The sequence below is a fragment of the Metabacillus sp. cB07 genome (genome assembly GCF_016839225.1).
Lineage (GTDB): Bacteria > Bacillota > Bacilli > Bacillales > Bacillaceae > Bacillus_P > Bacillus_P indicus.
The window spans coordinates 3,503,736-3,528,575 of sequence record NZ_CP069296.1 but is presented as its reverse complement, the minus strand read 5'-3'; the positions used below and the strand labels follow the sequence as shown (position 1 = coordinate 3,528,575).

Annotated in this window: 28 protein-coding genes and 3 riboswitches; of the genes, 22 read left to right on the top strand and 6 right to left on the bottom strand. The window is 45.0% G+C overall.

Annotated elements, in window-relative coordinates; all coding sequences use genetic code 11:
• Positions 1-203: 203 nt before the first annotated feature.
• Positions 204-344, top strand: a riboswitch (cyclic di-AMP (ydaO/yuaA leader).
• A 102-nt stretch (positions 345-446) separates the two neighbouring features.
• Both JOJ89_RS18105 and JOJ89_RS18100 read left to right on the top strand, forming a co-directional pair.
• Entirely contained in the window at positions 447-1,103 is a 657-nt protein-coding gene (locus tag JOJ89_RS18105; RefSeq protein ID WP_203288779.1) for a potassium channel family protein, read from the top strand.
• 18 nt (positions 1,104-1,121) lie between these two features.
• Positions 1,122-2,438, top strand: a complete 1,317-nt coding sequence (locus JOJ89_RS18100; RefSeq protein WP_029284268.1) for a TrkH family potassium uptake protein — start codon at positions 1,122-1,124, stop codon at positions 2,436-2,438.
• Positions 2,439-2,467: 29 nt separating this feature from the next.
• Here the strand turns inward: JOJ89_RS18100 and JOJ89_RS18095 are convergent, their stop codons facing one another.
• Positions 2,468-3,193: a ZIP family metal transporter gene (locus JOJ89_RS18095; RefSeq protein ID WP_029284266.1), complete on the bottom strand. Its 726-nt coding sequence runs from the start codon at positions 3,191-3,193 to the stop codon at positions 2,468-2,470.
• 179 nt (positions 3,194-3,372) lie between these two features.
• Between JOJ89_RS18095 and JOJ89_RS18090 the strand changes: the two genes are divergently transcribed.
• Complete coding sequence (locus tag JOJ89_RS18090) at positions 3,373-4,965, top strand: acyl-CoA dehydrogenase family protein (protein ID WP_203290382.1); 1,593 nt, start codon at positions 3,373-3,375, stop codon at positions 4,963-4,965.
• An 82-nt stretch (positions 4,966-5,047) separates the two neighbouring features.
• On the opposite strand, the gene JOJ89_RS18085 is transcribed toward JOJ89_RS18090, so the two are convergent.
• Positions 5,048-6,046, bottom strand: coding sequence for an ABC transporter substrate-binding protein (locus tag JOJ89_RS18085; protein ID WP_203288777.1), 999 nt, complete (start codon positions 6,044-6,046; stop codon positions 5,048-5,050).
• Positions 6,047-6,224: 178 nt separating this feature from the next.
• Here JOJ89_RS18085 and JOJ89_RS18080 point away from each other — a divergent pair, with 178 nt between their 5' ends.
• Genes JOJ89_RS18080 through JOJ89_RS18060 form a run of 5 tightly spaced genes read left to right on the top strand, consistent with a single transcriptional unit; the run spans position 6,225 to position 10,143 of the window.
• Positions 6,225-7,226: a FecCD family ABC transporter permease gene (locus JOJ89_RS18080; protein ID WP_029284260.1), complete on the top strand. Its 1,002-nt coding sequence runs from the start codon at positions 6,225-6,227 to the stop codon at positions 7,224-7,226.
• Positions 7,223-8,278: a FecCD family ABC transporter permease gene (locus JOJ89_RS18075; protein ID WP_029566677.1), complete on the top strand. Its 1,056-nt coding sequence runs from the start codon at positions 7,223-7,225 to the stop codon at positions 8,276-8,278. Before JOJ89_RS18080 ends, JOJ89_RS18075 begins: the two co-directional genes overlap by 4 nt.
• A gap of 34 nt (positions 8,279-8,312) precedes the next feature.
• Entirely contained in the window at positions 8,313-9,125 is an 813-nt protein-coding gene (locus JOJ89_RS18070; protein ID WP_029284257.1) for an ABC transporter ATP-binding protein, read from the top strand.
• Positions 9,122-9,865, top strand: a complete 744-nt coding sequence (locus JOJ89_RS18065) for an IucA/IucC family C-terminal-domain containing protein (protein WP_203288775.1) — start codon at positions 9,122-9,124, stop codon at positions 9,863-9,865. The genes JOJ89_RS18070 and JOJ89_RS18065 overlap by 4 nt, the downstream gene beginning before the upstream one ends.
• Before the next feature lie 14 nt (positions 9,866-9,879).
• Positions 9,880-10,143, top strand: coding sequence for a YusU family protein (locus tag JOJ89_RS18060; protein WP_029284253.1), 264 nt, complete (start codon positions 9,880-9,882; stop codon positions 10,141-10,143).
• A 38-nt stretch (positions 10,144-10,181) separates the two neighbouring features.
• Here the strand turns inward: JOJ89_RS18060 and JOJ89_RS18055 are convergent, their stop codons facing one another.
• Positions 10,182-10,400 carry a hypothetical protein gene (locus JOJ89_RS18055; protein WP_152554761.1) on the bottom strand — a complete coding sequence of 73 codons (219 nt, stop codon included), beginning with the start codon at positions 10,398-10,400 and terminating at the stop codon, positions 10,182-10,184.
• Between the two features lie 104 nt (positions 10,401-10,504).
• On the opposite strand from JOJ89_RS18055, the gene JOJ89_RS18050 reads away from it, so the two are divergent.
• Complete coding sequence (locus tag JOJ89_RS18050; protein ID WP_029284249.1) at positions 10,505-11,053, top strand: GNAT family N-acetyltransferase; 549 nt, start codon at positions 10,505-10,507, stop codon at positions 11,051-11,053.
• 52 nt (positions 11,054-11,105) lie between these two features.
• On the opposite strand, the gene JOJ89_RS18045 is transcribed toward JOJ89_RS18050, so the two are convergent.
• Both JOJ89_RS18045 and JOJ89_RS18040 read right to left on the bottom strand, forming a co-directional pair.
• Positions 11,106-11,444 carry a spore coat protein gene (locus tag JOJ89_RS18045; protein WP_029566673.1) on the bottom strand — a complete coding sequence of 113 codons (339 nt, stop codon included), beginning with the start codon at positions 11,442-11,444 and terminating at the stop codon, positions 11,106-11,108.
• Positions 11,445-11,456: 12 nt separating this feature from the next.
• Positions 11,457-11,726, bottom strand: a complete 270-nt coding sequence (locus tag JOJ89_RS18040; protein WP_029284245.1) for a hypothetical protein — start codon at positions 11,724-11,726, stop codon at positions 11,457-11,459.
• Between the two features lie 101 nt (positions 11,727-11,827).
• Between JOJ89_RS18040 and JOJ89_RS18035 the strand changes: the two genes are divergently transcribed.
• Complete coding sequence (locus JOJ89_RS18035; RefSeq protein ID WP_203288773.1) at positions 11,828-12,742, top strand: proline dehydrogenase family protein; 915 nt, start codon at positions 11,828-11,830, stop codon at positions 12,740-12,742.
• 48 nt (positions 12,743-12,790) lie between these two features.
• Here JOJ89_RS18035 and JOJ89_RS18030 read toward each other — a convergent pair whose 3' ends face one another.
• A complete protein-coding gene (locus tag JOJ89_RS18030) occupies positions 12,791-12,940 on the bottom strand; it encodes a YuzL family protein (protein WP_081414238.1) in 150 nt (49 codons plus the stop codon).
• A gap of 248 nt (positions 12,941-13,188) precedes the next feature.
• On the opposite strand from JOJ89_RS18030, the gene JOJ89_RS18025 reads away from it, so the two are divergent.
• From JOJ89_RS18025 to JOJ89_RS17970, 12 genes are all read left to right on the top strand, one after another.
• Positions 13,189-15,573, top strand: a complete 2,385-nt coding sequence (locus tag JOJ89_RS18025; protein ID WP_203288770.1) for a 3-hydroxyacyl-CoA dehydrogenase/enoyl-CoA hydratase family protein — start codon at positions 13,189-13,191, stop codon at positions 15,571-15,573.
• Positions 15,574-15,587: 14 nt separating this feature from the next.
• Positions 15,588-16,763 (top strand): acetyl-CoA C-acetyltransferase, encoded by a 1,176-nt coding sequence (locus JOJ89_RS18020; protein WP_029284240.1) that lies wholly within the window; start codon positions 15,588-15,590, stop codon positions 16,761-16,763.
• 34 nt (positions 16,764-16,797) lie between these two features.
• The gene (locus JOJ89_RS18015; RefSeq protein WP_029284237.1) at positions 16,798-18,582 is read left to right on the top strand and encodes an acyl-CoA dehydrogenase family protein; all 1,785 of its coding nucleotides are present in this window, start codon (positions 16,798-16,800) and stop codon (positions 18,580-18,582) included.
• A gap of 169 nt (positions 18,583-18,751) precedes the next feature.
• The gene (locus tag JOJ89_RS18010) at positions 18,752-19,114 is read left to right on the top strand and encodes an arsenate reductase family protein (RefSeq protein WP_203288768.1); all 363 of its coding nucleotides are present in this window, start codon (positions 18,752-18,754) and stop codon (positions 19,112-19,114) included.
• Positions 19,115-19,175: 61 nt separating this feature from the next.
• Complete coding sequence (gene gcvH, locus JOJ89_RS18005; protein WP_029284234.1) at positions 19,176-19,559, top strand: glycine cleavage system protein GcvH; 384 nt, start codon at positions 19,176-19,178, stop codon at positions 19,557-19,559.
• A 53-nt stretch (positions 19,560-19,612) separates the two neighbouring features.
• Positions 19,613-19,855, top strand: coding sequence for a YusG family protein (locus tag JOJ89_RS18000; protein WP_029284232.1), 243 nt, complete (start codon positions 19,613-19,615; stop codon positions 19,853-19,855).
• Positions 19,856-19,986: 131 nt separating this feature from the next.
• Positions 19,987-20,334: a toprim domain-containing protein gene (locus JOJ89_RS17995; RefSeq protein WP_029284229.1), complete on the top strand. Its 348-nt coding sequence runs from the start codon at positions 19,987-19,989 to the stop codon at positions 20,332-20,334.
• A gap of 20 nt (positions 20,335-20,354) precedes the next feature.
• A complete protein-coding gene (locus tag JOJ89_RS17990; protein ID WP_029566669.1) occupies positions 20,355-20,663 on the top strand; it encodes a thioredoxin family protein in 309 nt (102 codons plus the stop codon).
• A gap of 142 nt (positions 20,664-20,805) precedes the next feature.
• Positions 20,806-21,126 carry a hypothetical protein gene (locus JOJ89_RS17985; protein WP_203288766.1) on the top strand — a complete coding sequence of 107 codons (321 nt, stop codon included), beginning with the start codon at positions 20,806-20,808 and terminating at the stop codon, positions 21,124-21,126.
• A gap of 74 nt (positions 21,127-21,200) precedes the next feature.
• Positions 21,201-21,312: riboswitch (SAM riboswitch) on the top strand.
• Positions 21,313-21,380: 68 nt separating this feature from the next.
• On the top strand, positions 21,381-22,697 hold the full coding sequence (locus JOJ89_RS17980; protein ID WP_203288764.1) for an O-acetylhomoserine aminocarboxypropyltransferase/cysteine synthase family protein: 1,317 nt from the start codon (positions 21,381-21,383) through the stop codon (positions 22,695-22,697).
• 219 nt (positions 22,698-22,916) lie between these two features.
• Positions 22,917-23,023, top strand: a riboswitch (SAM riboswitch).
• Between the two features lie 128 nt (positions 23,024-23,151).
• Entirely contained in the window at positions 23,152-24,177 is a 1,026-nt protein-coding gene (locus tag JOJ89_RS17975; RefSeq protein WP_203288762.1) for a methionine ABC transporter ATP-binding protein, read from the top strand.
• Complete coding sequence (locus JOJ89_RS17970; RefSeq protein ID WP_029284219.1) at positions 24,170-24,826, top strand: methionine ABC transporter permease; 657 nt, start codon at positions 24,170-24,172, stop codon at positions 24,824-24,826. Before JOJ89_RS17975 ends, JOJ89_RS17970 begins: the two co-directional genes overlap by 8 nt.
• Positions 24,827-24,840: the final 14 nt, after the last annotated feature.

Here is a 24,840-nt window from a genome sequence, read left to right as displayed (position 1 = left end):
AATGGTGGGTATCCGGCTGCGGTTCAGAAATCCGCTAGTACAATATCTGAGAAACCCTAAAATTTACAGCCAGAGTCAGCAAAACATACATGTAAGCGCTTAACTAAACGATTTACACGTAAAATTAAAGCTTTTTGCCCGAATATGCCTCTTTACTGTCCATTCCAACAGGAGTAAGATACTCTCATAACTCACATTCATATGTTCTTAAATCGCTGAATCCATTAGGAGCGGGGGACCCAAATTTGCTGCAGACTGCAGCTCGGGGTGAATCCTTTACAGGTAGGGCTACTCTCATGGCCCGAATCCGACAGCTAACTTCGCAAGCGTTCTTGAGAGAGGATAAATGAAACATATTGCAGTCTGAAAAAACAGGCGCAGTGGTTCATGGAACCTCTGTGTCTTTTTTGTGTGCAAAATTAATGGATTGAAAGAAGGAAAATCAGGTGAGAAAGCAGTTTGCGGTTTTTGGGCTTGGACGTTTCGGAGGAAGTCTTGTAAAGGAATTTCATGAAATGGGAATTGAAGTGCTGGCAGTTGATAAAGATGATGAAAAGGTGCAGTACTATTCTCAATATGCCACTCTTGCTGTGCAGGCAAATGCGATTGATGAAGCAACACTAAAGCAGCTGGGGGTCCGGAATGTGGATCATGCCTTTGTTTCTTTCGGAGATGATATTGAAGGGAGCATCCTGACTACTCTGCTTTTGAAAGAAATGAAGATTCCGCAGGTCTGGGCAAAAGCCCAAAATGACTATCATCATAAAGTTTTAGACAAAATAGGAGCAGACAAAGTGATTCATCCCGAGCGCGATATGGCAAAGCGGATCGCGCATTATATCTTTTCTGAAAAAATGGTTGATTACATTGAACTTTCAAAGGATTACAGTATGGCGGAGCTTGTGGCGACCTCCAAAATCCACAGGAAAACGCTTATTGATCTGGATATCAGATCAAGATACGGCTGCAACATTGTAGGGATTCAGCGGGAGGAAGAAATCATTGTTTCCCCGCCTGCAGAAGAATTCATTAAAAGCGGTGATATTCTGCTTGTCATCGGACGCAATAAAGACATTTCAAGGTTTGAGGAGGAGGGGATGTAGGTGTTCAGCAGAAAAAGAATGCAGAGGTTAACACGATTAAATCCTTCTCAGCTGCTTGTCGTCGTTTTTGCAGCCGGCATTGTGCTTGGAACGGTTCTTCTGAAATTGCCATTCGCTACGCATGAGTCTGTCAGATGGCTTGACGCCCTATTTATTGCAGCATCTGCCATGACGGTTACAGGTCTTGCTACGGTTGATCCGGGAAGCACATTTACTACATTCGGGCAGACCATTATCGCTCTCCTTATTCAGCTTGGCGGACTTGGTATTATGTCTTTTGCCATCCTGATTTATATGGTCCTTGGCAGGAAGATTGGGATAAAAGAACGTCTTGTGATGCAGCATGCGCTTAACCAAACATCTCTTGGCGGAGTGGTCAATCTTGTTAAACACTTGTTTTTGTTTTCCATCTTGATTGAATTTGTTGCCATGGTCTTTTTATCAATCCGCTGGGTTCCAGAATTTGGCTGGTCCAAAGGTCTTTTCTACAGCTTTTTTCACTCCATATCAGCTTTTAATAATGCCGGATTTGCCCTGTGGCCGGATAATATTATCCGCTATGTAAATGATCCTTTGGTCAATATCGTTATTTCCTCCCTGTTTATCATCGGGGGGATTGGGTTTACCGTACTCCTGGATATATGGAAAAAACGGAAGTTCAGCAAATTTTCTCTTCATACAAGAATCATGCTGATCGGCACGCTCGTTTTAAATGTGTTTGCCATGTTTTTTATCTTCTTCGTGGAGTACAGCAATCCGGAAACACTCGGGAATCTGTCTTCAGGAAGCAAGCTGCTTGCCTCCTATTTCCAGGCGGTTTCTCCGAGAACAGCAGGTTTTAACACACTCGATATGGCGAGCCTTGATGAAGCGACTCTTTTTCTGATGATCATTCTCATGTTTATCGGGGGCGGCAGTGCATCGACTGCGGGCGGGATTAAATTGACGACAGCGATCATTATTGTCTTTGCGACCATTACCTTCCTGCGCGGAAAAGAAGATTTGACAATCGGGAGAAGAAGCATCCATCCGAGGTTTATTCTTAAGGCGCTGGCTATTGCGATGGTAAGCTTGATGTTTGTACTGACAGCAATCTTTATTATGACCCTGTCAGAAAAAGCCTCATTTATAGAAATCCTCTTTGAAGTCGTTTCCGCCTTTGGAACGGTTGGGTTATCGATGGGGATCACCGGCAGCCTGTCGGATCTTGGGAAAGAAGTAATCATCATCATTATGTTTATTGGAAAAGTTGGGCCTCTTACACTTCTGTTCTCATTGGCGAAACCAAAGAAAGAAAAAATCAAATATCCAAATGAAGACATTTTAACAGGATGAGAAAAGGGCTCCGCAAAAGCGGGGCCCTTTTACAAGTTAGATAAGATTAATGAAGCCAGTACACCAATGGAAGCAATAAAGCCTACTACCGGGCCGCCCTCTTCAAACGCTTCAGGCATCATGGTCGAAGCAACCATAGCGATAATTCCCCCTGCGGCAAAGGCGCCTATTCCTGCTATGACGGCAGGGCCTGCCTGCTGAAGGAGCGTATATCCAAGAAACGAACTTAAAGAGGACAGCACAAGTACGATGAGCCACATGAGAAGGATTTTCTTTTTTGAATACCCGTCCTTGCGCAGTCCCACAGAGCTTGAAAGTCCCTCCGGGAAATTGCTGATAAAAACAGCTGTGACCATCAGGAAACTGACGGCATTTTCCTGAAGCAGGCTGACTCCGATGATGACGGACTCGGGTATGGCATCGATGACCGTGCCGATAAAAATCGAGACTCCCGAATGATTCTCGGGATTTTTGTCTGAGCGTTTTCGGTCGCTGCCCCCTTTTTTCGTAATCAGCAGTTCACTGATGGTAAAGGTCAGCGAACCAATGATAAATCCCGCTGATGCGGTCATCAGGCCGCCATCATCTACAGATTCCCTCAAAAGTTCAAAGGAAGCTGCCCCTATTAAAACACCTGTACCAAACGACATTATCCACCCAAGAATTCTCCTTGGGATTTCCTTATAAATGCCAAGCAATGCGCCCAGCAAAATAGAGGAACCAGCAAAAGCTCCCCAAAGTGCTGCCTGAAGCATTTGTCTGACTCCCTCCTGCCCCGAATTTTCTATCTATAGCTTTCCAAAGATTGTTAAAAGAATACGAAGAAACATATGTAAAAGATTTGAATTTTCAGTAAAATAAGAAGTGAACGTATTTACTGAAACGGGGTGCACAATCATTGGAAGCAAATCTGCTGTTTAACTTGAAAAAGTATATGGATCATGAACTGTATGAATATACAGTTACCCGTCTTTCTTCTTTTTATAAACGCTGCTACGGGGAATTTGACAGGCGTGCCGCACACACAGACAGGGAGGGACAGCCGAAGCTGATCCGCTATGATAAATACGGAAACGATGCGTCTGAAATATGGCTGAATGAGGGCTATAAAAAGACGATTGAAGAAACGTACGGGACCGGAATTGTCGGGTACCTGCATAAGCCGGTGCCTGAGCTTGGCAGAAAAGCAACCTATCATTACTCGTATGCTCTCGGATATGTGCTGTCACAAGTGGAATCAGGTTTTTACTGTCCGGTCACACTGACGATGGCGACGGCTTACCTTGTCGATGAATACGCAGATGATGAAGTAAAAGCAAAGTTTTTGCCACATCTTATTTCAACAGGCGACACAGAGCTGTATGAAGGAGCGACTTTTTTAACAGAACGGCAGGGAGGCTCAGATGTAGGCGCTAATGAGACTAAGGCAGTGAAAACAAATGACGGTTACAGGCTTTATGGGGAAAAGTATTTTGCAAGCAATGCCGGTGCCTGCGGGGCTGCCGCTGTATTGGCAAGAATGGAGGGTGCCCCTCAGGGAACGAAAGGGCTGTCTCTCTTTCTTGTACCTTGGAGAACAGACGACGGAACGCTGAATCACCTGTCAGTCAGGCGTTTAAAGGACAAGCTCGGTGTCCGTGCTGTCCCTTCTGCTGAAGTTGAACTGACGGGCGCACAAGCTTACTTGATTGGAGATCCTTCTAAAGGGTTTTACTATATGATGGAAGCGCTTAATTTATCGAGAATCTGCAACGCGATTGCATCCGCAGGCATTATGAGAAGAGCTTATGTAGAAGCAAAGTCCTACGCCGATAAACGTGAAGCATTCGGCAAGAAGCTAACAGAGTCCCCGATGATTAAAGAAACACTTGTCAAAATGGCCGTCAAGCAGGAGGTTCAGACAAGTGCCTGCTTTGAAATGATCGAGCTGTTTGAAAAATCGGCAAGAGAAAAAACTGCAACAGAAGAGGAGAAAGCCCTGACAAGGCTGTTTATCGCCTTGTTAAAGGCAAGAACGGCTGAAGAAGCGATTCACTTTTCGCATGAAGCCATAGAAATGCACGGCGGAAACGGGTATATAGAGGATTTTGTCACACCAAGGCTGCTGAGAGATTCGCAGGTGCTGACGGTATGGGAGGGGACAGCCAATATATTGGGGCTTGAGGTTCTTCGGCTGATCAGAAAGTTTTCCGTTCATGAATCGTTTACCGGATGGATTCTTTCCCATTCTGCAAACAGTCCTGAAGTCATGAAGGGAGTGAAGGAACTCGGGGAGCTCCTTTCTTATTTGAAAAATCAGGATGATGACGCCTGGCAGCTGCATGCAAAAAAACTGTCCTCACTCATGTGTGATCTTTTGCTTACGGTCATTGCCAAGAAGGATGCAGAGTCCGGAGACGCGAGGAAAAGTGCTGTTGCAGAAATCTGGAATGACCTTTGCTGGAACCGCTCAGTTAAAGATGAAAAGATGCTTGCACTGAAATATTATGAGTTGATTACTGAAACGAGAGAATCTGTCATTCAATAGAAGAAACGAAAAAACGTCCACCGAATGGGAGGACGTTTTTTCGTTTAAAAGGGTCTATTTAAAGATAAGTGGGAGACAATGATTAGTTTTCAAGAACCAGCTTTTCAATATCATCAAGAACAAGATTCGCTGATTTTACTCCGCCTGATGTATTCCAGATTGCATCGCTCACCTGGTAAGCTTTTCCTTCCTTAACAGCATTCAGGTTTTTCCAAAGCGGGTCATTTGTCCATTCTTCTACTTGTTTATCTGCATCAGCTTTTGATTCAGCCGGGTCATAAGTGAAGTAGAAGAGTAGATCTCCGTCCATTTCTGGAATTAATTCTTTTGTTACCTCACGTGCGAACAGGTCCTCAGGGTTATCAGAGAATACTTTTTCCAGGTTCGCAGGCTTAGTGAATCCAAGCTGCTCAAGAATGACACCTGAGAATGAGTCTTTATTGTAAATGCGGGTAGCGCCAGCCATGAAACGGACGACAGATACGTCCTGATTCAGCTTTTCTCCGCCTTTTTCTTTCAGTTCAGCAATGCGTGCATCGTAGTCGGCAAGAACTTTTTTGCCTTCTTCCTCGCGGTCAAGAGCTTTTGCGTAGAATTTGAAGTTTTCCTGCCATTGTCCTTTCAGCGTTTCTGAAAAAACAGTCGGTGCGATTTTGCTTAGTTTTTCATACTGATCTTCCTGGCGCAGCTTGTTTCCGATAATTAAATCAGGCTTAAGCGCTGCGATTGCTTCTACATTAAGAGCACTTTCGTCTCCTACTACTTCAACGTCTTTCATGTCACCGGCAATATGATCGTACCAAGGGTCGCCAATCCATGATTTAACGGCTCCCACTGGAGTTACTCCAAGTGCAAGCAATGCTTCAGTTCCTTCATTTGTAAGGATGACCACTTTTTCAGGCTTGCCCTTTACTTCTGTCGTGCCCATTGCGTGTTCAACTGTATAAGATTCGCCTTCTTTATCTTTGCTGCCGGTATCGGCTGCCTCTTCTTTTTCGCCATTGCCGCATGCTGTAAGCATTACTGCAGATAAAACGATTGCAATCAGTGCCAGCCATGCTTTTTGATATGTAGCTTGCATATGTTTCGTACCCCCGTATTGTATTTGATAATGATTTTCATTTACAAGTTAAATATTAATTTTTCTGATTTCCGTTGTCAACATTTAATTGAAAATGATTTTCAAAATCATTTGATTTTGTTACAATAACGGTAGAAAAAAATAATCCTGGGATGGTTTAACATCAAGAGGTATAAATATGTTATTACAATCTAATTTAATGAAATCGGGAGGACTTGTTCTTGGAGTCATCCTTCTTATTGCAAGTGCATGTGCCAGTGTTGTGCTCGGTTATACACAAACTTCCTGGCAGACCGCGATTGCTGCTTTTACAGGCTTTGATGGATCAAATGAACATATTATTATTCAGAATGTGCGCCTTCCGAGAGCCTTGGTTGCTGCGGTTGTTGGAGCAAGTCTTGCTGTTGCAGGGGCACTTATGCAGGCCCTTACAAAAAATCCGCTCGCATCTCCAGGCGTTTTCGGGATCAATGCAGGAGCCGGCTTTTTTGTAGTCATTGCCGTGTCAGTATTCGGCGTGACGTCTCTCCAGGCATTCACATGGATTTCGTTTGCCGGAGCTGCAGCTGCAGCGTTTACAGTCTACTTTGCAGGCTCCTTCGGGCGTGAAGGTCTTACTCCGATGAAGCTCACACTTGCGGGTGCTGCAATGGCCGCCTTGTTTTCTTCTTTAACTCAAGGATTTCTTGTCAGCAATGAGGCTGCCCTTGATCAGGTGCTGTTCTGGCTTGCGGGTTCTGTTCAGGGAAGGAAGCTCGAGCTGCTCTACAGTGTGCTGCCTTATACAGCCGCCGCTTTTTTCATCTGTGTTTTTCTTGCGTCTAAAATCAACCTTCTCATGATGGGGGAAGATGTGGCGAAAGGTCTCGGACAGAAGACAGGGACGGTTAAACTGGTCACAGCTGCCGTTATTATACTGCTTGCAGGTGGTGCAGTGGCCATTGCAGGACCTGTCGGATTTGTCGGAATCGTTATCCCTCATATAGCGCGTTATTTGGTTGGAAATGATCACCGCTGGATCTTGCCGTATTGCGCTGTACTTGGTGCAGTCCTGCTGCTGATAGCGGATATAGGAGCCAGATTTGCAGCGATGCCTGAAGAGGTTCCGGTTGGAGTGATGACGGCTCTTGTCGGAACGCCGTTTTTCATCTACATCGCACGCAGGGGGTTCCAAAAATGAAAAGCTACCAATCTTTCAGAATCGGCAAAGGATTTATCTCGTTTCTTATTGATAAGAAGGCACTAGCTGTTTTTTTAATCCTTCTTGCCGTTACGTCTTTTACGTTTTTGTTCAGTACGGGTATGGGGGATATGCGGATTGGACCGCTGCAGGTGCTGAAGACGCTAGCGGGCTACGGCACGGAAATGGATGAGCTCATCATAAACTCGTTCAGGCTGCCGCGGATTCTAATTGCGCTGATGGTCGGCATATCTCTCGCCATAGCAGGGGGAATTCTGCAGGGCATTATCCGCAATCCGCTCGCATCCCCTGATATTATCGGGATTACAGGCGGAGCATCTGTCGCGATAGTCCTTTTCCTGGTGCTTTTCAGTGATAAAAACAATTCACTGACAGTTCCAATTCAGTGGATGCCTGTCGCTGCTTTTATCGGGGCAACCGTTATTGCTTTGCTTGTTTATCTTTTATCCTGGAGAGGCGGTTCATCCTCGATTAGACTGGTTCTGGTCGGAATTGGCCTTTCAATGCTTGCTCAGTCACTTACAACCCTGCTGCTGATCAAAGGTCCGATATACAGGGCAGCGCAGGCTAATATATGGATTACCGGGACGGTGTACTCTGCAACATGGGAACAGGTGAAAGTGATGGTGCCTGTTACCATAGTGCTTGTGATCATCAGCTTTATTTTTGTCCGGAACGTCAACATTCAGGAGCTTGGGGATGAGCTTGCAGCCGGTGTCGGCAGCTCAGTGCAGAAAAACCGGTTCATTCTTCTGCTGATTGCAACAGCACTTACAGGAAGCGCAGTGGCATTTGCCGGAGGCATTGGTTTTGTGGGGCTGATCGCGCCGCATATTGCAAGAAGGCTTGTCGGATCTTCCTTTGGAGCACTCCTTCCTGTATCAGCTCTGATAGGTGCTGTTCTTGTAATGGCAGCAGATCTCATCGGAAGAACACTGTTCGCCCCTCTTGAAATTCCTGCAGGCGTTTTTACCGCAGCAATCGGGGCTCCGTACTTTATTTATCTGCTTTACAGAAGCAGAAACAATTAAACCCATTCTTATGCGAAAGGGAGCTGAGGCTACTATGACAGCTATTCAAACGAAGTCGCTCACATTATCATACGGGGATACAACGATCATCAATGAACTTGACCTCACGATTCCAAAAGGAGAAATCTCCGTCTTTATCGGCAGCAATGGCTGCGGAAAATCGACTCTTCTCCGTTCCATTGCGAGACTGCTCAAACCTGAAAAAGGGGCTGTTCTTCTTGAGGGAGAGGCGATTGCAAAGCTTCCTACAAAAGAAGTGGCCAAAAAGCTTGCCATTTTGCCTCAGGGTCCGGCTGCTCCTGAAGGTCTGACGGTTCTTCAGCTTGTGAAGCAGGGACGCTATCCTTATCAGAACTGGCTGAAACAGTGGACAGAGAAGGATGAGAAAGCCGTGATGGATGCACTTGCATCTACGGGAATGCTGGAATTTGCCGAACGTCCGGTTGATTCTCTTTCAGGCGGCCAGCGTCAGCGCGCCTGGATTGCGATGACGCTTGCTCAGGACACAGACATTATTCTGCTCGATGAGCCAACGACCTATCTTGATATGACCCATCAGATTGAGATCCTTGATCTGCTGTTTGAGCTGAATGAAAAAGAAAAAAGAACGATTGTCATGGTGCTTCATGATCTCAACCTTGCCTGCCGCTACGCCCATCATATCGTGGCGATCAAAGATAAGAAAATCTATGCAGAAGGCCGTCCGGAGCATGTGATTAACTGCAATCTTGTAAAGGATGTTTTCCAGATGAACTGCGAAGTAACAATGGATCCGCTTTTTGGCACACCGCTGTGCATTCCACACGGTAGAGGACGATGCATCATAAAAGAGGCTGCCATTTCATGACCGTTTATCTGAGTGAAGAGGAGCTTCAGGACCTGTCCAGGTTTCGGCTCGGGTCAGATAGAAGCGGATCGGATCTGTCTGTTGAATCAGCCGGTTTATTTGAACCTGCAGCTCTCCTTGCTTATTTAGATGCAGTTAAGCATAAAATCCATTCTGACAGATTAAATGTGACAGGGTCCCTGTTTGTGAAAAGATATGCCTTTCTTGCAGCACTTACGCTTTACTCAATGACCGTCTTTGAGAAAGGTCTGAATACAGATCCCGAAAATATGAGCCTGGAATCGGATGATGAAGACCCGCTATGGCTGCCGTCTTTTTATTTCCGGAAGCTTGAGTGCTCTGTGCCGGGAGAGAATAGGGATGAGTGGAGGGACGAGGTTCTCCTCAGCCTTTTCAAAAACCATTTGAGCAGGCTTGTCCTGACGGTTTCTAAAGAAGCAAGAATCTCTAAAATGATTCTGTGGGAAAACGTCGGCCTTTATATTGTCTGGATGTATGAAACCCTCCTTGCAAACAAGACTGAGTGTGTTACGATAGAACAAATACAGGAAGATTATGAGTATGTGGTAAGGAAGGCGGGTGGCTCTCTGTTCGGCGAAGGATTGAAAAATCCATTTCAATCGTTATTTAGAGAACAGCATTCAGATGGAGCGAGAATCAGACAGACCTGCTGCCTGTATTATTTAACATCTGAAAAGAGAGACCGGTGCAGCACATGCCCGAAACATTGCCTTACATAATGGAGGGATTTTTTGTGCAGAACGAGTTGAATGCTCCGCTTGACGGATTACTTGAAAAGTATACAGAGCTGCTCCTTGGTGAAGCAACTCCTGAGCTGAAGGAAAAAGTGAAAATGTGGGTGCTCTATTCACACATTGCAAAATCAATGCCGCCGCTGGTCAAGCATTGGAACGAAACATATCCGGAAGAGAAGGAAATGGTGAAAGAACTGATTTCTGAAATTAAACAGCTGAATGAACAGCACCGCATGTCCCAGACGAATAAAAAACGCACGTAATCTCAGAGATACTCCAGGAACTCTGGGATTTTTTATTTTTAAGGCTGTCCCGATTCTTTTTTTGAAAAGACATATAGAACTGGTACACAAAGAAAAAAAGGAATGACTGAACCTGTAACCGTTTTCACTCCTCCTGCCTGATCGTACACCGTTTTTTGCCACTGAAGCCAGGTAATGTCGAATACATAGCCGCATGCATACAGAATGCCGACTAAAGAAAAATAGATGATTAAAGCGGAAGGAATACTTCTCATCAACCTAACAACCTCCATATTTTCCCTGTTTCTGTCATTATAAGATATAGTTTAAAAGAGTAAAAGAATTTTATGGAAATCACATCCCAAAACGGAGGATAAACGAAATGAAGCAGCAAAAAACCATTATTCGCCCTATTGAAAGCAGAGATCTTATTCACCTTTGGGAAATAAAATACAGTGACGAACACCCTGAATGGAAAAAATGGGACGCCCCTTATTTTGAACATAAAAGCTTGACTCTGGCTGATTTTCTCTCTCAGAAAGAAAGCATTGTCGGACTGGATGACTACTGGGCTATTACCGTAGATGAAAAGGTAATTGGAACCGTCAGCTATTACTGGGAACATGAGCCGTCCATGTGGCTTGAAATGGGCATCGGCATCTACGACCCCGCTTATTGGAACGGAGGTTACGGTACGGAAGCTTTTCGAATGTGGATTGATCATCTGTTTGAATCCCTGCCGATTGTCAGAGCGGGATATACAACCTGGTCAGGCAATGCCAGAATGATGAAGGTTGGAGAAAAGCTCGGAATGACCGTTGAGGGAAGGATGAGAAAATGCAGGGTAGTGGACGGTAAACACTACGATTCAGTAAGAGTTGGCATTTTAAGAGAAGAATGGGAAGCTCTTTCTGGAAAAAGACAGGTTTAAGTTCAGGTTTTGCCATATCAGTAAAAGAAAAAGCAGCCGGCAGCTGCTTTTTTTACTGAATATAAGGAGACTGCTGCTGCAAATAGCCGGCAAACTGCTGATGAGACTGCTGAATTTTAGTTGTGTCGGCAGCTTCGAGTTTGTACCATCCGTACTTATACATCATGTTGTAAAGCTCGCGCTGACAATTTTGTGTTTCATTAAAGATCCCCTGAATATCCTGATAGAGAGCATCGTTGCTCATTTCATTCAGCGCAGTGGAGTAGGAATCCGTCATGTACTTTTCAGTTGCAAGCAGTTCGTTAATGAAGTCCCTGTCGTTCATCTGCGGGGTTTTGGGAACTTGTGTTTCAGGATTTCCGATCTTATTCTGATTTTGACTGTTGTTCATGCTGCACCCCTCCTATTGAAGCTGTGTTGAGCTTGCTTCCTGATTTGGATTTAAGTGATTAAGAATGGCCGTATAGTGCTTTTCATGCATTTTTCCGGTCTTTTCAAGCTCTGCTTTAATTTGCTGATCGCTGCAGTGAGAAGCGAAAAAATGAGCTTTTTTCATGGCGAGCAAATTCCATGAAAGCATATCGGTTAAGTAAAGGTGATCCTTTGTTGTGATCATGGCAGGCGGCTGCTGCATCATACCTTGCTGTTGGCCTGTGTTCTGCTGTTGTTGCATGGAAAAACCTCCTTGGACATTTTCTTCCTTATCGTTCCTCAGGCTGCTGATTTTATACAGGTTCACCTATGTAAGATTTTATATCGGAAGGGGTATGCCGGTTGGAGTTTTTATTCCGTCATTTTTTCCTGTTTTTATCAAAAAACAAATGGCTGACGAATGCCGCAAAGCGCTACGGCCTGAGATTCGGCGCATCGCGTTTTGTGGCAGGAGAAACGATTGGGCAGGCTGCACAGGTCATAAAAGAGCTCAATCAAAAAAATCTGGATGTGACAATTGATTATCTCGGGGAGTTTGTTGATAACGAAATTGAGGCAAATGAAATGGCTGAGCAGTCTATAAAGGCTATTGAAACAATCGCGGGGGAACAGCTTCAGTCCCAACTGTCACTGAAGTTAACGTCAATGGGACTTGATCTTTCTGATGAGATTGTCTGCACCAACATGAAAAAGATTATGGAAGCCGCCAAACAGCATGGAGTCTTTGTCACAATCGATATGGAAGACTATGCAAGGTGCGGGAAGACACTCCAATTATTCAAAGAGCTCAAGAAGGAATATGATCTGGGCACCGTGATTCAGGCTTATTTATACAGATCATCCAAAGACCTGGAGGATCTGAGCGCTTATCATCCGAACCTGCGATTAGTAAAAGGAGCGTACAGGGAATCTCCGCATGTCGCTTTTCCAAACAAGAAAGACACAGATGAAAACTTTAAAAAGCTTATAAAAATGCATATGCAAAACGGCCATTATACGGCTGTTGCCACCCATGATGACGCCATCATTGAATTCACAAAGCAATTTGTAAAAGAAAACAGCATTCCGAGTGACCGATTTGAGTTTCAGATGCTGTACGGGATCCGCCCCGAGCGCCAGGCTGAACTCGCAGAAGAGGGCTACAAAATGAGGATCTATGTCCCGTACGGCAAAGACTGGTACGGTTATTTCATGAGGAGGCTGGCAGAAAGGCCTGCAAACGCTGCGTTTATCCTGAAAAGCCTGTTTAAAAAATAGGGGTCAGTCCCGCTGTGCTTTAAAGCACGGCGTGACTGACCCCAGCACCTATTCCTGTCCCATATTCTTTTTCTTATATTGCTGGTTTGTGCTTGAGCGTTTCCCTCCGCCGGCCATTTCGTTTGTCGGCCCGGAGCTTCCCTTTACACTTGCAGCGCTAATCCCTGCATTGGATGGATCTTTCTTCAGTCTTGCCATGAGTGATCACCTCCCCGGTTTTATTTTTCCCGGGGGTTCATTTTTCATGTAATCGGAGCTGCCCGTATTTTTGGCAAATGAGTTGGACAAATGGTTCTTTTTAAAAATTAATATGTGAATTTTTCGTAAATGTGTTGAACAAATTTTCTAAATCTTTTATATTAATAGATAGAGGGAAGATTTCCCGGATTTTTTTTCACCAAAAAATGAATGAGCATTCATTCAAAGCGACTAAAGGGGGAGCATTCATGAACCAGCGTATTAGAAAAGCCGCAGTTCTCGGATCCGGAGTCATGGGTTCAGGCATTGCTGCACACTTGGCAAATATCGGAATCCCTGTTCTATTGCTTGATATCGTACCGCGCACGCTGACAGACGGCGAAGAGAAAAAGGGACTGACTCTGCAGGATGCAGCTGTGAGAAACCGCATCTCATCCGGAGCTGTGCAAAAGCTTCTTAAGCAAAAGCCGGCACCGCTTACTGCAAAAGGAAATCTGGCTTTAATCGAAGCGGGTAACTTCGAAGATGACATGCACAGACTCGCTGAAGCGGATTGGATTATTGAAGTAGTCGTTGAAAATCTTGAAGTGAAGCAAAAAGTCTTTACTCAAGTAGATCAATATAGAAAACAAGGCAGCATTGTCAGCTCAAATACATCAGGCATATCAGTTGAAGCGATGTCAGAGGGGCGTTCTGATGACTTCCGTAAGCATTTCCTCGGAACTCACTTTTTCAACCCGCCGCGCTATCTGAAATTGCTCGAAATCATCCCGACAAAAGCAACATCGCCGGAGATTCTCTCGTTCATGAAAACATTCGGGGAAGATGTTCTTGGAAAAGGAGTAGTCGAAGCAAAGGACACTCCAAATTTCATTGCCAACAGAATTGGAACCTACGGCCTCCTTGTTACGGTTAAGGAACTGCAAAAGGGCGGATACAGTGTAGGTGAAGTGGATTCTGTGACAGGTCCTCTTATCGGCCGTCCAAAAAGCGCAACTTTCAGAACGCTTGATGTTGTAGGACTTGATACTTTTGCACATGTTGCAAAGAACGTTTATGACCAGGTGGAAGGCGAAGAGAAAGATGTATTCGACATTCCTGAATTTATGAAAAAGATGCTTGAGAACGGCTGGCTCGGAAGCAAATCTGGCCAGGGATTCTTCAAAAAAGAAGGAAAAGAGATTCTCGAGCTGAATCCAGAGACCCTGGAGTATCAAGAACGGAAGAAGCTGAAAGCTCAGAGCATCGAGGCTGCAAAACAGATCAAGGGTTCAGCAGCAAAAATGAAAGCGCTTATCTATTCAGGCGACAGAGCAGGAACGCTTCTTTGGAATATTACAAGCCCTACTCTTCTCTATTCTGCTGAACTTCTCGGCGATATAGCAGATGACATCCTTGCAATAGATGAAGCAATGAAATGGGGATTCGGATGGCAGTATGGCCCATTTGAAACATGGGACAGCATCGGCCTTTCAAAATCCGTCGAAAAGATGGAGGCAGAAGGAAAAACAGTTCCAGCCTGGATCAAAGACATGCTTGAGAGAGGCTTCACTTCCTTCTATAAAAAAGAAGACGGCGTTTCTTACTATTACCATGACGGGGATTACAGACGCATTGAGACGAACGAAAAAGTCATCAATCTTAAAGACTTAAAAGAGAAAAAAGGCGTCATCAAGAAAAACAGCGGAGCAAGTTTAGTGGATCTTGGGGACGGAGTAGCGCTACTTGAGTTCCATTCACCGAATAACGCGATCGGGCTTGATATTATCCAGATGATCAATTTTGCAGTGGATGAAGTCGAAAAGAACTTTAAAGGACTTGTCATCGGCAATCAGGGCAAAAACTTCTGTGTCGGTGCGAACCTTGCCATGATCCTGATGGAAGCTCAGGATGACAACTATTTTGAAGTTGACATGGTTGTCCGCCACTTCCAGCAGGCCATGATGAAAATCAAATACAGTCCAAAGCCGGTCGTTGCTGCTCCATTTGGCATGTCACTTGGCGGAGGAGCAGAAATCTGTCTGCCGTCTGCAAGCATTCAGGCCTCAAGCGAAACGTACATGGGACTTGTTGAAGCCGGTGTAGGCCTGATTCCGGGCGGCGGAGGCAATAAAGAGCTTTACATTAAACTTCTTAACAGCGTTCCAAAAGGCGTCGATTTCGATCTGCAGAACGTAGCCAATAAAGTATTTGAAACGATTGCAACAGCTAAGGTTTCTTCTTCTGCTGCTGAAGCAAAAGAAAATTTCTTTATGAATGAAAAAGATTCTGTAAGCTTCAATGGGGATCACCTCATTTATGATGCAAAGCAGAAAGTTCTTCAGCTGTCTGATAACGGCTATAAGGCACCTGTGCGCAAAAAGGTACCGGTCGTAGGCGAGACGGGATATGCTGCCCTTCTTCTTGGAGCACAATCCATGCTTCAGTCAGGATATATTTCAGAGCATGATCTGAAAATTGCCCAAAAGCTCGCATATGTCATTGCAGGAGGCAAAGTGCCGTTTGGCACGGAAGTAGATGAACAGTACTTACTTGACCTTGAAAGAGAGGCGTTCCTGAGTCTCGTGAAGGAAGGCAAATCTCAGCAAAGAATGCAGCACATGCTTGTAAAAGGAAAACCATTACGTAACTAGGAGGGTTCACTGTCATGAGAGAAGCGGTCATTGTAGCAGGTGCCAGAACACCTGTCGGAAGAGCAAAAAAAGGGTCACTAGCAGCCGTTAGACCAGATGATCTTGGAGCGCTTGTCGTAAAAGAGACACTTAAGCGTGCTGGCGGATATGAAGGAAATATTGATGATCTGATCATTGGATGTGCGATGCCTGAAGCAGAGCAGGGGCTGAACCTTGCACGTAACATCGGCGCGCTTGCCGGTTTGCCGTATACAGTACCGGCGATCACTGTCAACCGCTATTGTTCATCAGGTCTTCAAAGTATTGCTTACGCAGCGGAGAAGATTATGCTTGGCCACTCGGATACAGCCATTGCAGGCGGAGCCGAATCAATGAGCATGGTGCCGATGATGGGCCATGTTGTCCGTCCGAATGCATTGCTTGCTGAAAGTGCGCCTGAATATTACATGGGAATGGGCCACACGGCAGAGCAGGTAGCTGTCAAATACGGAGTCAGCCGCGAGGAGCAGGATGCCTTTGCAGTAAGAAGCCATGAAAAAGCGGCAAGAGCCATTGCAGAGGGCAAGTTTGACGATGAAATCGTGCCTGTAGAGGTTACACATAGAAGTGTTGGAGCAGATCATAAGCTCCGCGAAAAAACGTTCCAGTTCTCAAAAGACGAGGGTGTCCGTCCTGGAACGACTATGCAGATTCTATCAACATTAAGACCTGCATTCAACGTGAAAGGATCAGTTACAGCAGGAAATTCCTCGCAGACGAGCGACGGTGCTGCTGCCGTAATGGTCATGGACCGCGAAAAAGCGGATGCGCTTGGACTGGAGTCACTCGTGAAATTCAGATCCTTCGCAGTAGGAGGAGTACCTCCTGAAGTAATGGGAATCGGCCCGATCGAAGCGATTCCGCGTGCACTGAAAGCTGCAGGTTTAAGCCTGTCTGATATTGGACTCTTTGAACTGAATGAAGCATTTGCTTCACAGTCTATACAAGTCATGAGAGCTCTTGGAATCGATGAAGAGAAAGTGAATGTCAATGGAGGAGCAATTGCGCTCGGTCATCCGCTTGGCTGTACAGGAGCAAAATTAACCCTTTCCCTTATTCACGAAATGAAGCGCCGCGGCGAGCAATTCGGAGTTGTCACAATGTGCATCGGCGGCGGAATGGGTGCAGCGGGAGTATTTGAATTAGTGTAAGGCTTAAAAAATCAGGAAAATGGGGGAACAAGCAATGTCAAAAACAACTGAAAATCTAATCAAGGGCGGAAGCTTTTTACTTGATGATGTAACATTTGAAAGTGTTTTTACGCCAGAGGATTTCACAGATGAGCATAAAATGATTGCCAAAACGACAGAGGATTTCGTCGTAAATGATGTACTTCCTCAGCTTGAAGATATTGAAAATCACCAGTTTGACAAGTCTGTCAAACTATTGAAGCAGGCAGGCGACCTTGGCCTTCTCGGTGCTGACGTACCTGAAGAATACGGCGGCCTTGGCCTTGATAAAATCAGCTCTGCGCTGATTACTGAAAAATTTGCCCGTGCAGGAAGCTTCTCTCTTTCATACGGTGCGCATGTCGGTATCGGGTCTCTGCCAATCGTTCTTTTCGGAAGCGAAGAGCAAAAGCAGCAGTACCTTCCAGACCTTGCATCAGGACAGCGCATTGCAGCCTATGCACTGACTGAACCAGGATCAGGCTCAGATGCCCTTGGTGCCAGAACGACGGCAAAGCTTAATGCAGAAGGCACGCATTATGTATTGAACGGCGAAAAACAGTGGATCACAAACTCCGGCTTTGCAGACGTGTTCGTTGTCTATGCAAAGGTTGACGGAGAGCATTTCTCAGCGTTTATCGTAGAAAAAGAATATCCTGGGGTTTCAACCGGTCCGGAAGAAAAGAAAATGGGAATCAAAGGTTCATCTACAAGAACACTTATTTTAGAAGATGCGCTTGTTCCTAAAGAAAATCTTCTTGGAGATCTTGGAAAAGGCCACGTTATTGCCTTTAACATTCTAAATATCGGACGCTATAAGCTTGCTGTCGGAACGATCGGCGGATCAAAACGCATTATCGACGTATCTGTTGAATATGCCAATCAGCGCCAGCAGTTCAAAACGCCAATCAGCAGCTTCTCGCTCATCCAGGAAAAACTGGCAAACATGGCTTCAAAAACATATGCAATGGAAAGCTCAGTTTACCGTACAGTTGGATTATTTGAAGACCGCATGAGCCGCCTGACTCCTGAAGAAGTCAAGGACGGAAAAGAAGTTGCGGCATCTATTGCAGAATACGCAATCGAGTGTTCACTGAACAAAGTCCTCGGTTCTGAAACACTTGACTATGTCGTTGATGAAGGCGTTCAGATTCACGGCGGATACGGCTTCATGGCTGAGTACGAAGTAGAAAGAGCATACCGCGACTCACGTATTAACCGTATTTTTGAAGGAACGAATGAAATCAACCGTCTTCTCGTTCCTGGCACATTTTTAAGAAAAGCAATGAAGGGTGAACTGCCGCTACTTCAAAAAGCACAGGCTCTTCAGGAAGAGCTAATGATGCTTATGCCTGAAGAACCGGGAGACGGCGTTCTTGAGCAGGAAAAGCACCTTTTGAAAAATGCAAAGAAAATCGGTCTAATGATTGCCGGACTTGCTGCTCAGAAATACGGCAAGTCCCTGCAGAAGGAACAGGAAGTTTTAGTGAACATTGCTGATATCGTGAGCAATGTATACGCTATGGAATCTGCCATCCTCCGCACGGAAAAGGCAATTAACAAGTATGGTGAAGCTAAGAGTGCTCAAAAACTTCTTTACACACAAGTGTATTGCCAGGAAGCATTCAACGAAATTGAAGCACATGCAAAGGAATCTCTTGTTGCGATTGAACAGGGAGACACTCTCCGCATGATGATCTCTGCATTAAGAAAATTCACTCGCCACACGCCAATCAATGTGATTGCCAAAAAGCGTGAAATCGCAGCTGCACTGATCGAAGAGAACGGATACCGCGCGTAATAAACACCTTTCAAAAAGGCCTTTTTCAAAAGAAAAGGCCTTTTTGATGTTTTTTGCTGAAAAAAGGCTAAGATAATAGATGGCAGAATGACGATGCTTGTCATTATGCTTGTCAAAAAGAATGTGGTAAAATAATGATGTTCAATTACGGTTGCAGGTGGTGAAAAGAGTGGCGCTTAAATTTTACTGGTATCCGAAATGCGGGACATGCCGGAAAGCAAAAAAGTGGTTAGAAGATCACCATTTGCAGGCAGAAGAAATACATATTGTCGAAAATTCGCCGTCAAAAGAAGAGCTGAAAACCATGCTTGATTCAAGCGGTCTGGAAATCAAAAAATTCTTTAACACAAGCGGTCAAAAATACCGTGAACTTGGCCTGAAGGATAAAATATCCTCCATGTCAGAAGATGAGCTTCTTACGCTTTTGGCATCAGACGGCATGCTTATTAAACGTCCGCTGACAACAGACGGAAACAAGACAACTGCCGGATTTAAAGAAGATCAATTTAAAGAAACCTGGCTAGGGAAGTAGAAGACTTACACTTTTAGTCTTTTTACAAATAAAACACGATAATCAGTTGGAGGTAGAAAACATGAACACACCAAAAGAACTTCGCTACTCTGAAGAACACGAGTGGGTAAAAGTTGAAGGCGATAAAGTACGCATCGGGATTACGGACTTTGCACAATCAGAGCTTGGAGATATTGTGTTTGTTGAACTTCCTGAAGTAGGCGACGAAATTAAAGCAGACGAGCCATTCGGCAGCGTTGAGTCTGTAAAAACAGTATCTGAGCTGTATGCTCCAATCAGTGGTACGGTTGTTGAAATTAATGAAGACCTTGATGACAGCCCTGAATTTGTCAACGAGTCTCCATATGAAAAAGCCTGGATGATTGTCATCGAGCCAAGCAATGCAGGTGATGTTGACAGCCTGATGACTGCTGAGCAATACGAAGAAATGACAAACGAAGACTGATAATCAATCTGCCTTCTGGACACCCTAAACAGTAAAAAGGAGGGTGTTTCAGCATGTCATTTGAAAAGAAGCGGCTGGATATTACGGATCGCGTTACCGGCAGGTTTGAAGGCGGACAGATGAATCTGTTTTTTGAAAAAGAGCAAATCGGTTCGATGTCACTTGGACCGGACGGCCGGGTGTCGTTGAAAAATGGATATGAAGAAGAAAATCATTCCTTTTTTCAGTATGCAGACGTTCTATCTAAACAAGATGAGAAGTATGTCGATTGTGACGAAGAAAACGGCTGGTGCTGATGACTTGGCAGTGGAATGTTCCACTGCCTTTTCCTGTTGTGACGGCCTGTTTTAAAGGTCAGAAGGAAACAACCTCATGCATTTCGAATAGGTTATAGATAACATATACTCTAACTGAATAGGTGATGGCGATGTCTGCAATTGAGGTTGAAAAAGTCATAATAGTTGAAGGAACATCTGATAAGCGTAAAGTATTGAATGTTGTCAATGAACCGGTAGAAATCATTTGTACAAACGGCACGATCAGTCTGACACGGCTTGATGAAATGGTGGATGAACTGTTCAGCCGCGATGTATATGTGCTTGTGGATTCTGACGATTCCGGGGATCGCCTGAGAAAACAGTTTAAACGCGAATTTCCCGAGGCTGCGCATTTGTTTATCGACAAAATGTACAGGGAAGTTGCCACCGCGCCGGATCAGCACGTCGCAGCTGTGCTGCTGAGTGCAAACATTGATGTACATGCTAAATTTTTATAAAGGGAGCTGCTGAAAAGCCGATGATCGAATGCAATGAAGAGCAGGTAAGCAGACTCGCAGACAAGGAAAAAGCCATTCTTTATCTCTATACACCTTTTTGCGGCACATGTCAGCTTGCTAAAAAAATGATGACAGTCGTTGAGGCGATGCTGCCTGCCCTTGAAATAAATATGGCCAACCTGAATTATCTTCCGAAACAGGCGTCAGTCTGGGAAATTGAAAGTGTCCCTTGCCTGCTTATTTTTGAAAATGGAAGAGTAATCAGCAAAACGTATGCCTTTCATTCTGTCGAACATCTCTATCACATATTAAAAAAACATGCCGCCTGATGAGGGCGGCATTTGACATATTTCTTGGGAAATAGAATCTTGTCTATCTGCGGGAAGGAATATGTCGAAGCTTTCTTAAAGGGAAAAGTACGGAAAACTAGAATTTCTCCCTTAACCACTTGCACGGAAATGGGGAGAAACGATGGATCTGGACTTTTTTGCCGAAAAAATGAATAACGCCCACTTTATTCAGCCGCTGCTTCCAAATGAAAACTTGAGAATTGAGTTTTTTGTTAAAAATATCAACAAAAAATCAACCCTGGTTTTGCAAAAAGGCAACTGCCATATAACCAGTGTTGATGAATTCTTTCATGTGCAGATTATAGGGGAAGAAAAGCATTTTCAAGATTGCTTTCATTCGCCGATCAGGCTTTTGCAGCTTGTAAAACTTGGTGCTATGGAGGCAAAAGGATCATTCAGAAATATACTTCGGATAGAGTCACTCATTCAACTCTGCAAATAATATTCTAAAAATTCAAACAAATAATTGACTTGAGACAAACTAAAATGATACAATTCCAACAGAAATAATAAGATATCTTATCAAGAGCGGTGGAGGGGCCTGGCCCTGTGAAGCCCGGCAACCGGTTATAGAGAGTGAATCACGGTGCCAATTCCAGCAGAGTGCATATGCTCTGAAAGATAAGAAGACCGGGATGCGCGCCTCTTCTTTGAAGGGGCTTTTTATTTTTTGAAACTTGGGAGGAGAAATGGATCATGACTCAAAAAAAGTACCGTTTGGAGACCGTCAACATTCATGGAGGGCTTAAGCCTGATCCTGGAACAGGTGCCAGATCTGTTCCGATTTACCAGTCTAATGCATACGTTTTCAATGACACTGAGCACGCTTCAAACTTATTTGCATTAAAAGAACAGGGGTACATTTACACTCGTATACATAATCCGACTTCCTCCGTCCTTGAGGAGCGCATTGCTGAACTAGAAGGCGGTGTCGGAAGTCTTGCAGTAGCAAGCGGTATGGCTGCCATCACCCTTTCGATTCTGAACATTGCCGGTGCCGGCGATGAAATCGTGTCTGCGTCCAGTCTCTACGGGGGGACCTATAATCTTTTCCAGACAACTTTGCCAAAATACGGCATTGAAACCACATTTGTTAATCCGGAGAACCCAGAAAATTTCAGAAGCGCGATCACAGAAAAAACGAAAGCCATTTTTGCCGAGACAATCGGCAACCCGAGTCTTCAAGTGCTTGATATCGAAGCTGTTGCAAAAATTGCTCATGAGGCCGGCATTCCGCTGATTGTAGATAACACATTCGCCACGCCGTATTTGTGCCGTCCCCTTGAACACGGTGCTGATATCGTTGTTCATTCTGCGACAAAGTGGCTGCTTGGAAATGGCACAACGCTTGGCGGCATCATTGTAGATGGAGGGAAATTCGACTGGAACAGCAGAAAATTCCCAGGTTTCACCACACCTGATCCAAGCTATCATAACCTGGTTTATGCGGAAGCCCTTCCGGAAGCAGCTTATATTGTAAAAGCGAGGGTGCAGCTGCTGAGGGATCTTGGGCCTGCTCTAAGCCCGTTTAATGCTTTTCAATTTAACCTCGGTCTTGAAACGCTGCACGTCAGAATGAAAGAGCATATCTCGAATACGAGGAAGGTTGTAGACTATCTGAACGGACATCCTGCAGTGAAATGGGTTCTTTATCCTGAAGATTCAAAGCATCCGGACCAGGCTCTTGCTGAGAAATACTTGCCTGAGGGAGCAGGCGCAGTTGTCGTATTCGGCATTGAAGGCGGACGCGAAGCAGGGGCTAAAGTGATCAACTCTGCAGAGCTGTGGTCACACGTTGCGAATGTAGGGGATGCAAAGAGCCTCATCATCCATCCTGCCAGCACGACACACCAGCAGCTTGACGCTGAGGGCTTAAGAAAATCAGGCGTAACGGAGGATTTAATCAGGCTCTCTGTTGGAATTGAACATATAGACGACCTTCTCGAAGACTTGGAGCAGGCAATTGAGAAGGCTGTCGGCGTAAGGTCACTGACAGAATCGACGGCACGATAAGACAAGGTTATCCTCGTCCAGCTCCAGCGCCTAAATCCTCTGTCAGAACAAATCCGTCAAAAAAGTCAAACCCGGACTTTTTCGCCGGATTCTTATCTGCCTATCGGATCTGACCAAGGCGCTTGCGCTTTTGTTCTTGACACGTACTTTTGTTGCATGATAGAATCACTCTCGTACTATAAACTCACTAAATATACAGTCAATTTAATAAATGTTAGTCTCTTATCCAGAGAGGTGGAGGGAAGTGCCCTATGAAGCCCGGCAACCGTCAACATTGTTGAAAAGGTGCCAATTCACTCAAAGCTTGCAGCTTTGAAAGATGAGAGAAAGGTTTTTTCACATATGCCTTTCTGCTCATTTCTGCAGAAAGGCATTTTTGTTTTCAGAAAAAACATGAAGCAATGCCATATAGAGCAAAATGTTAGTGAGTGGAATTTTGGAAGAAGGTGAATTCATGATTACGCTAAAGGACGTGCGAAAAGTCTTTCAGACGAAGAATGGCCGTGTCACGGCTGTTGATTCCGTCAATCTGGACATAAACAAAGGTGAAATTTTCGGAATTATCGGTTATAGCGGCGCCGGGAAAAGTTCACTTATCCGCCTGCTGAACGGACTTGAAAAACCAACGGAAGGCTCCATTCAGGTGGCAGGCCAGGGCATCGATAAAATCAGCGGCAGCGATCTTAGAAAAGCGCGGCAGGAAATCAGCATGATTTTCCAGCATTTCAATTTGCTTTGGTCAAGAACTGTCCGTGAAAATATTGCGTTTCCGCTTGAGATTGCCGGGATAAAAAGCGAGCAGCGGGCTAAACGGGTAGAAGAGCTGATCAAGCTTGTCGGGCTCGAAGGCCGGGAAGACTCCTATCCTTCCCAGCTGAGCGGAGGGCAAAAGCAGAGGGTCGGAATTGCGAGAGCCCTTGCCAACAATCCAAAAGTCCTGCTATGTGACGAGGCAACATCAGCACTTGACCCGCAGACAACCGATTCCATTCTTGACCTGCTTGTTGACATTAACGAACGGTTAGGACTGACGATTGTTCTGATTACCCACGAAATGCATGTTATCCGAAAAATCTGCCACCGTGTGGCAGTGATGGAAAGCGGAAAAATTGTCGAGCAGGGTGAAGTGCTAGACGTATTCAGAAGGCCTCAGCAGGCCATCACAAAGCGCTTTGTGAAACAAATTACAGAGCCGGACGACACGCAGGAAACAATGGAGCTGATCCTTGAGAAATATAAGCAGGGCATGGTTATTCAGCTGACATTTGTAGGTGACTCAACTGAAAATCCCCTTATTACGAACCTGATCCGGAACCATCCGATTCAGGTGAACATTCTTCAGGGGAAAATTTCGCAGACTCAAAGCGGATCTTACGGTACACTGTTTATCCACATGGACGGCGAACAGGCTGAGCTTGAAAGAGCGATGGCCTACATCCGCAGCCAAGAGGTCGAGGCGGAGGTGATTTCAAATGTTTGAAAACGTGAGATGGGAAAACGTTTGGGAAGCAACCAGTGAAACCTTGTTCATGACTGCCTTTTCCGTGGCAGCGACATTCGTGCTGGGCATCATCCTCGGATTGCTGCTCTTCCTTACATCCAGAGGCGGTATTTGGGAAAACAAGCCGGTTAATGTCATCATATCTGCATTTGTAAACATTTTTAGATCGATTCCGTTTATCCTGCTGATCATTTTGCTGATTCCTTTTACCAAGGCCATTCTTGACACGTTCCTTGGTGCAAAGGCGGCACTGCCGGCATTAATCATCGGAGCTGCTCCGTTTTATGCCCGAATGGTTGAAATTGCACTCCGTGAAATTGATAAAGGAGTCATTGAAGCGGCCAGATCAATGGGTGCTAAAACATCTACGATTATCTGGAAGGTCCTGATTCCTGAATCATCACCTGCTTTAATCTCCGGCATTACAGTAACGGCTATCGCTCTTGTGGGCTACACAGCCATGGCTGGGGTAGTTGGTGCAGGAGGCCTTGGAAATCTTGCCTTTTTGGAAGGCTTCCAGAGGAACAATAATGCTGTAACGATGATTGCAACTATTTTAATATTAGTCATTGTCTTCATAATCCAATTTATTGGAGATTTAATAACATCAAAATTAGATAAACGTTAGGGAGGATATTCACC

Bases quoted from the DNA above. Each gene is read 5' to 3' on its own strand.
- JOJ89_RS18040 (WP_029284245.1), bottom strand. From the start codon at position 11,726: ATGCAACAACAGCAGAACACAGGCCAACAGCAAGGTATGATGCAGCAG.
- JOJ89_RS17970 (WP_029284219.1), top strand. From the start codon at position 24,170: ATGTTTGAAAACGTGAGATGGGAAAACGTTTGGGAAGCAACCAGTGAA.
- JOJ89_RS18030 (WP_081414238.1), bottom strand. From the start codon at position 12,940: ATGGCAAGACTGAAGAAAGATCCATCCAATGCAGGGATTAGCGCTGCA.
- JOJ89_RS18095 (WP_029284266.1), bottom strand. From the start codon at position 3,193: ATGCTTCAGGCAGCACTTTGGGGAGCTTTTGCTGGTTCCTCTATTTTG.
- JOJ89_RS17985 (WP_203288766.1), top strand. From the start codon at position 20,806: ATGGATCTGGACTTTTTTGCCGAAAAAATGAATAACGCCCACTTTATT.
- gcvH (WP_029284234.1), top strand. From the start codon at position 19,176: ATGAACACACCAAAAGAACTTCGCTACTCTGAAGAACACGAGTGGGTA.
- JOJ89_RS18090 (WP_203290382.1), top strand. From the start codon at position 3,373: ATGGATCATGAACTGTATGAATATACAGTTACCCGTCTTTCTTCTTTT.
- JOJ89_RS18050 (WP_029284249.1), top strand. From the start codon at position 10,505: ATGAAGCAGCAAAAAACCATTATTCGCCCTATTGAAAGCAGAGATCTT.
- JOJ89_RS18065 (WP_203288775.1), top strand. From the start codon at position 9,122: ATGACCGTTTATCTGAGTGAAGAGGAGCTTCAGGACCTGTCCAGGTTT.
- JOJ89_RS18085 (WP_203288777.1), bottom strand. From the start codon at position 6,046: ATGCAAGCTACATATCAAAAAGCATGGCTGGCACTGATTGCAATCGTT.
- JOJ89_RS18015 (WP_029284237.1), top strand. From the start codon at position 16,798: ATGTCAAAAACAACTGAAAATCTAATCAAGGGCGGAAGCTTTTTACTT.
- JOJ89_RS18000 (WP_029284232.1), top strand. From the start codon at position 19,613: ATGTCATTTGAAAAGAAGCGGCTGGATATTACGGATCGCGTTACCGGC.
- JOJ89_RS18070 (WP_029284257.1), top strand. From the start codon at position 8,313: ATGACAGCTATTCAAACGAAGTCGCTCACATTATCATACGGGGATACA.
- JOJ89_RS18100 (WP_029284268.1), top strand. From the start codon at position 1,122: ATGCAGAGGTTAACACGATTAAATCCTTCTCAGCTGCTTGTCGTCGTT.
- JOJ89_RS17975 (WP_203288762.1), top strand. From the start codon at position 23,152: ATGATTACGCTAAAGGACGTGCGAAAAGTCTTTCAGACGAAGAATGGC.
- JOJ89_RS18075 (WP_029566677.1), top strand. From the start codon at position 7,223: ATGAAAAGCTACCAATCTTTCAGAATCGGCAAAGGATTTATCTCGTTT.
- JOJ89_RS18020 (WP_029284240.1), top strand. From the start codon at position 15,588: ATGAGAGAAGCGGTCATTGTAGCAGGTGCCAGAACACCTGTCGGAAGA.
- JOJ89_RS18045 (WP_029566673.1), bottom strand. From the start codon at position 11,444: ATGAACAACAGTCAAAATCAGAATAAGATCGGAAATCCTGAAACACAA.
- JOJ89_RS18080 (WP_029284260.1), top strand. From the start codon at position 6,225: ATGTTATTACAATCTAATTTAATGAAATCGGGAGGACTTGTTCTTGGA.
- JOJ89_RS17995 (WP_029284229.1), top strand. From the start codon at position 19,987: ATGTCTGCAATTGAGGTTGAAAAAGTCATAATAGTTGAAGGAACATCT.
- JOJ89_RS17990 (WP_029566669.1), top strand. From the start codon at position 20,355: ATGATCGAATGCAATGAAGAGCAGGTAAGCAGACTCGCAGACAAGGAA.
- JOJ89_RS18025 (WP_203288770.1), top strand. From the start codon at position 13,189: ATGAACCAGCGTATTAGAAAAGCCGCAGTTCTCGGATCCGGAGTCATG.
- JOJ89_RS17980 (WP_203288764.1), top strand. From the start codon at position 21,381: ATGACTCAAAAAAAGTACCGTTTGGAGACCGTCAACATTCATGGAGGG.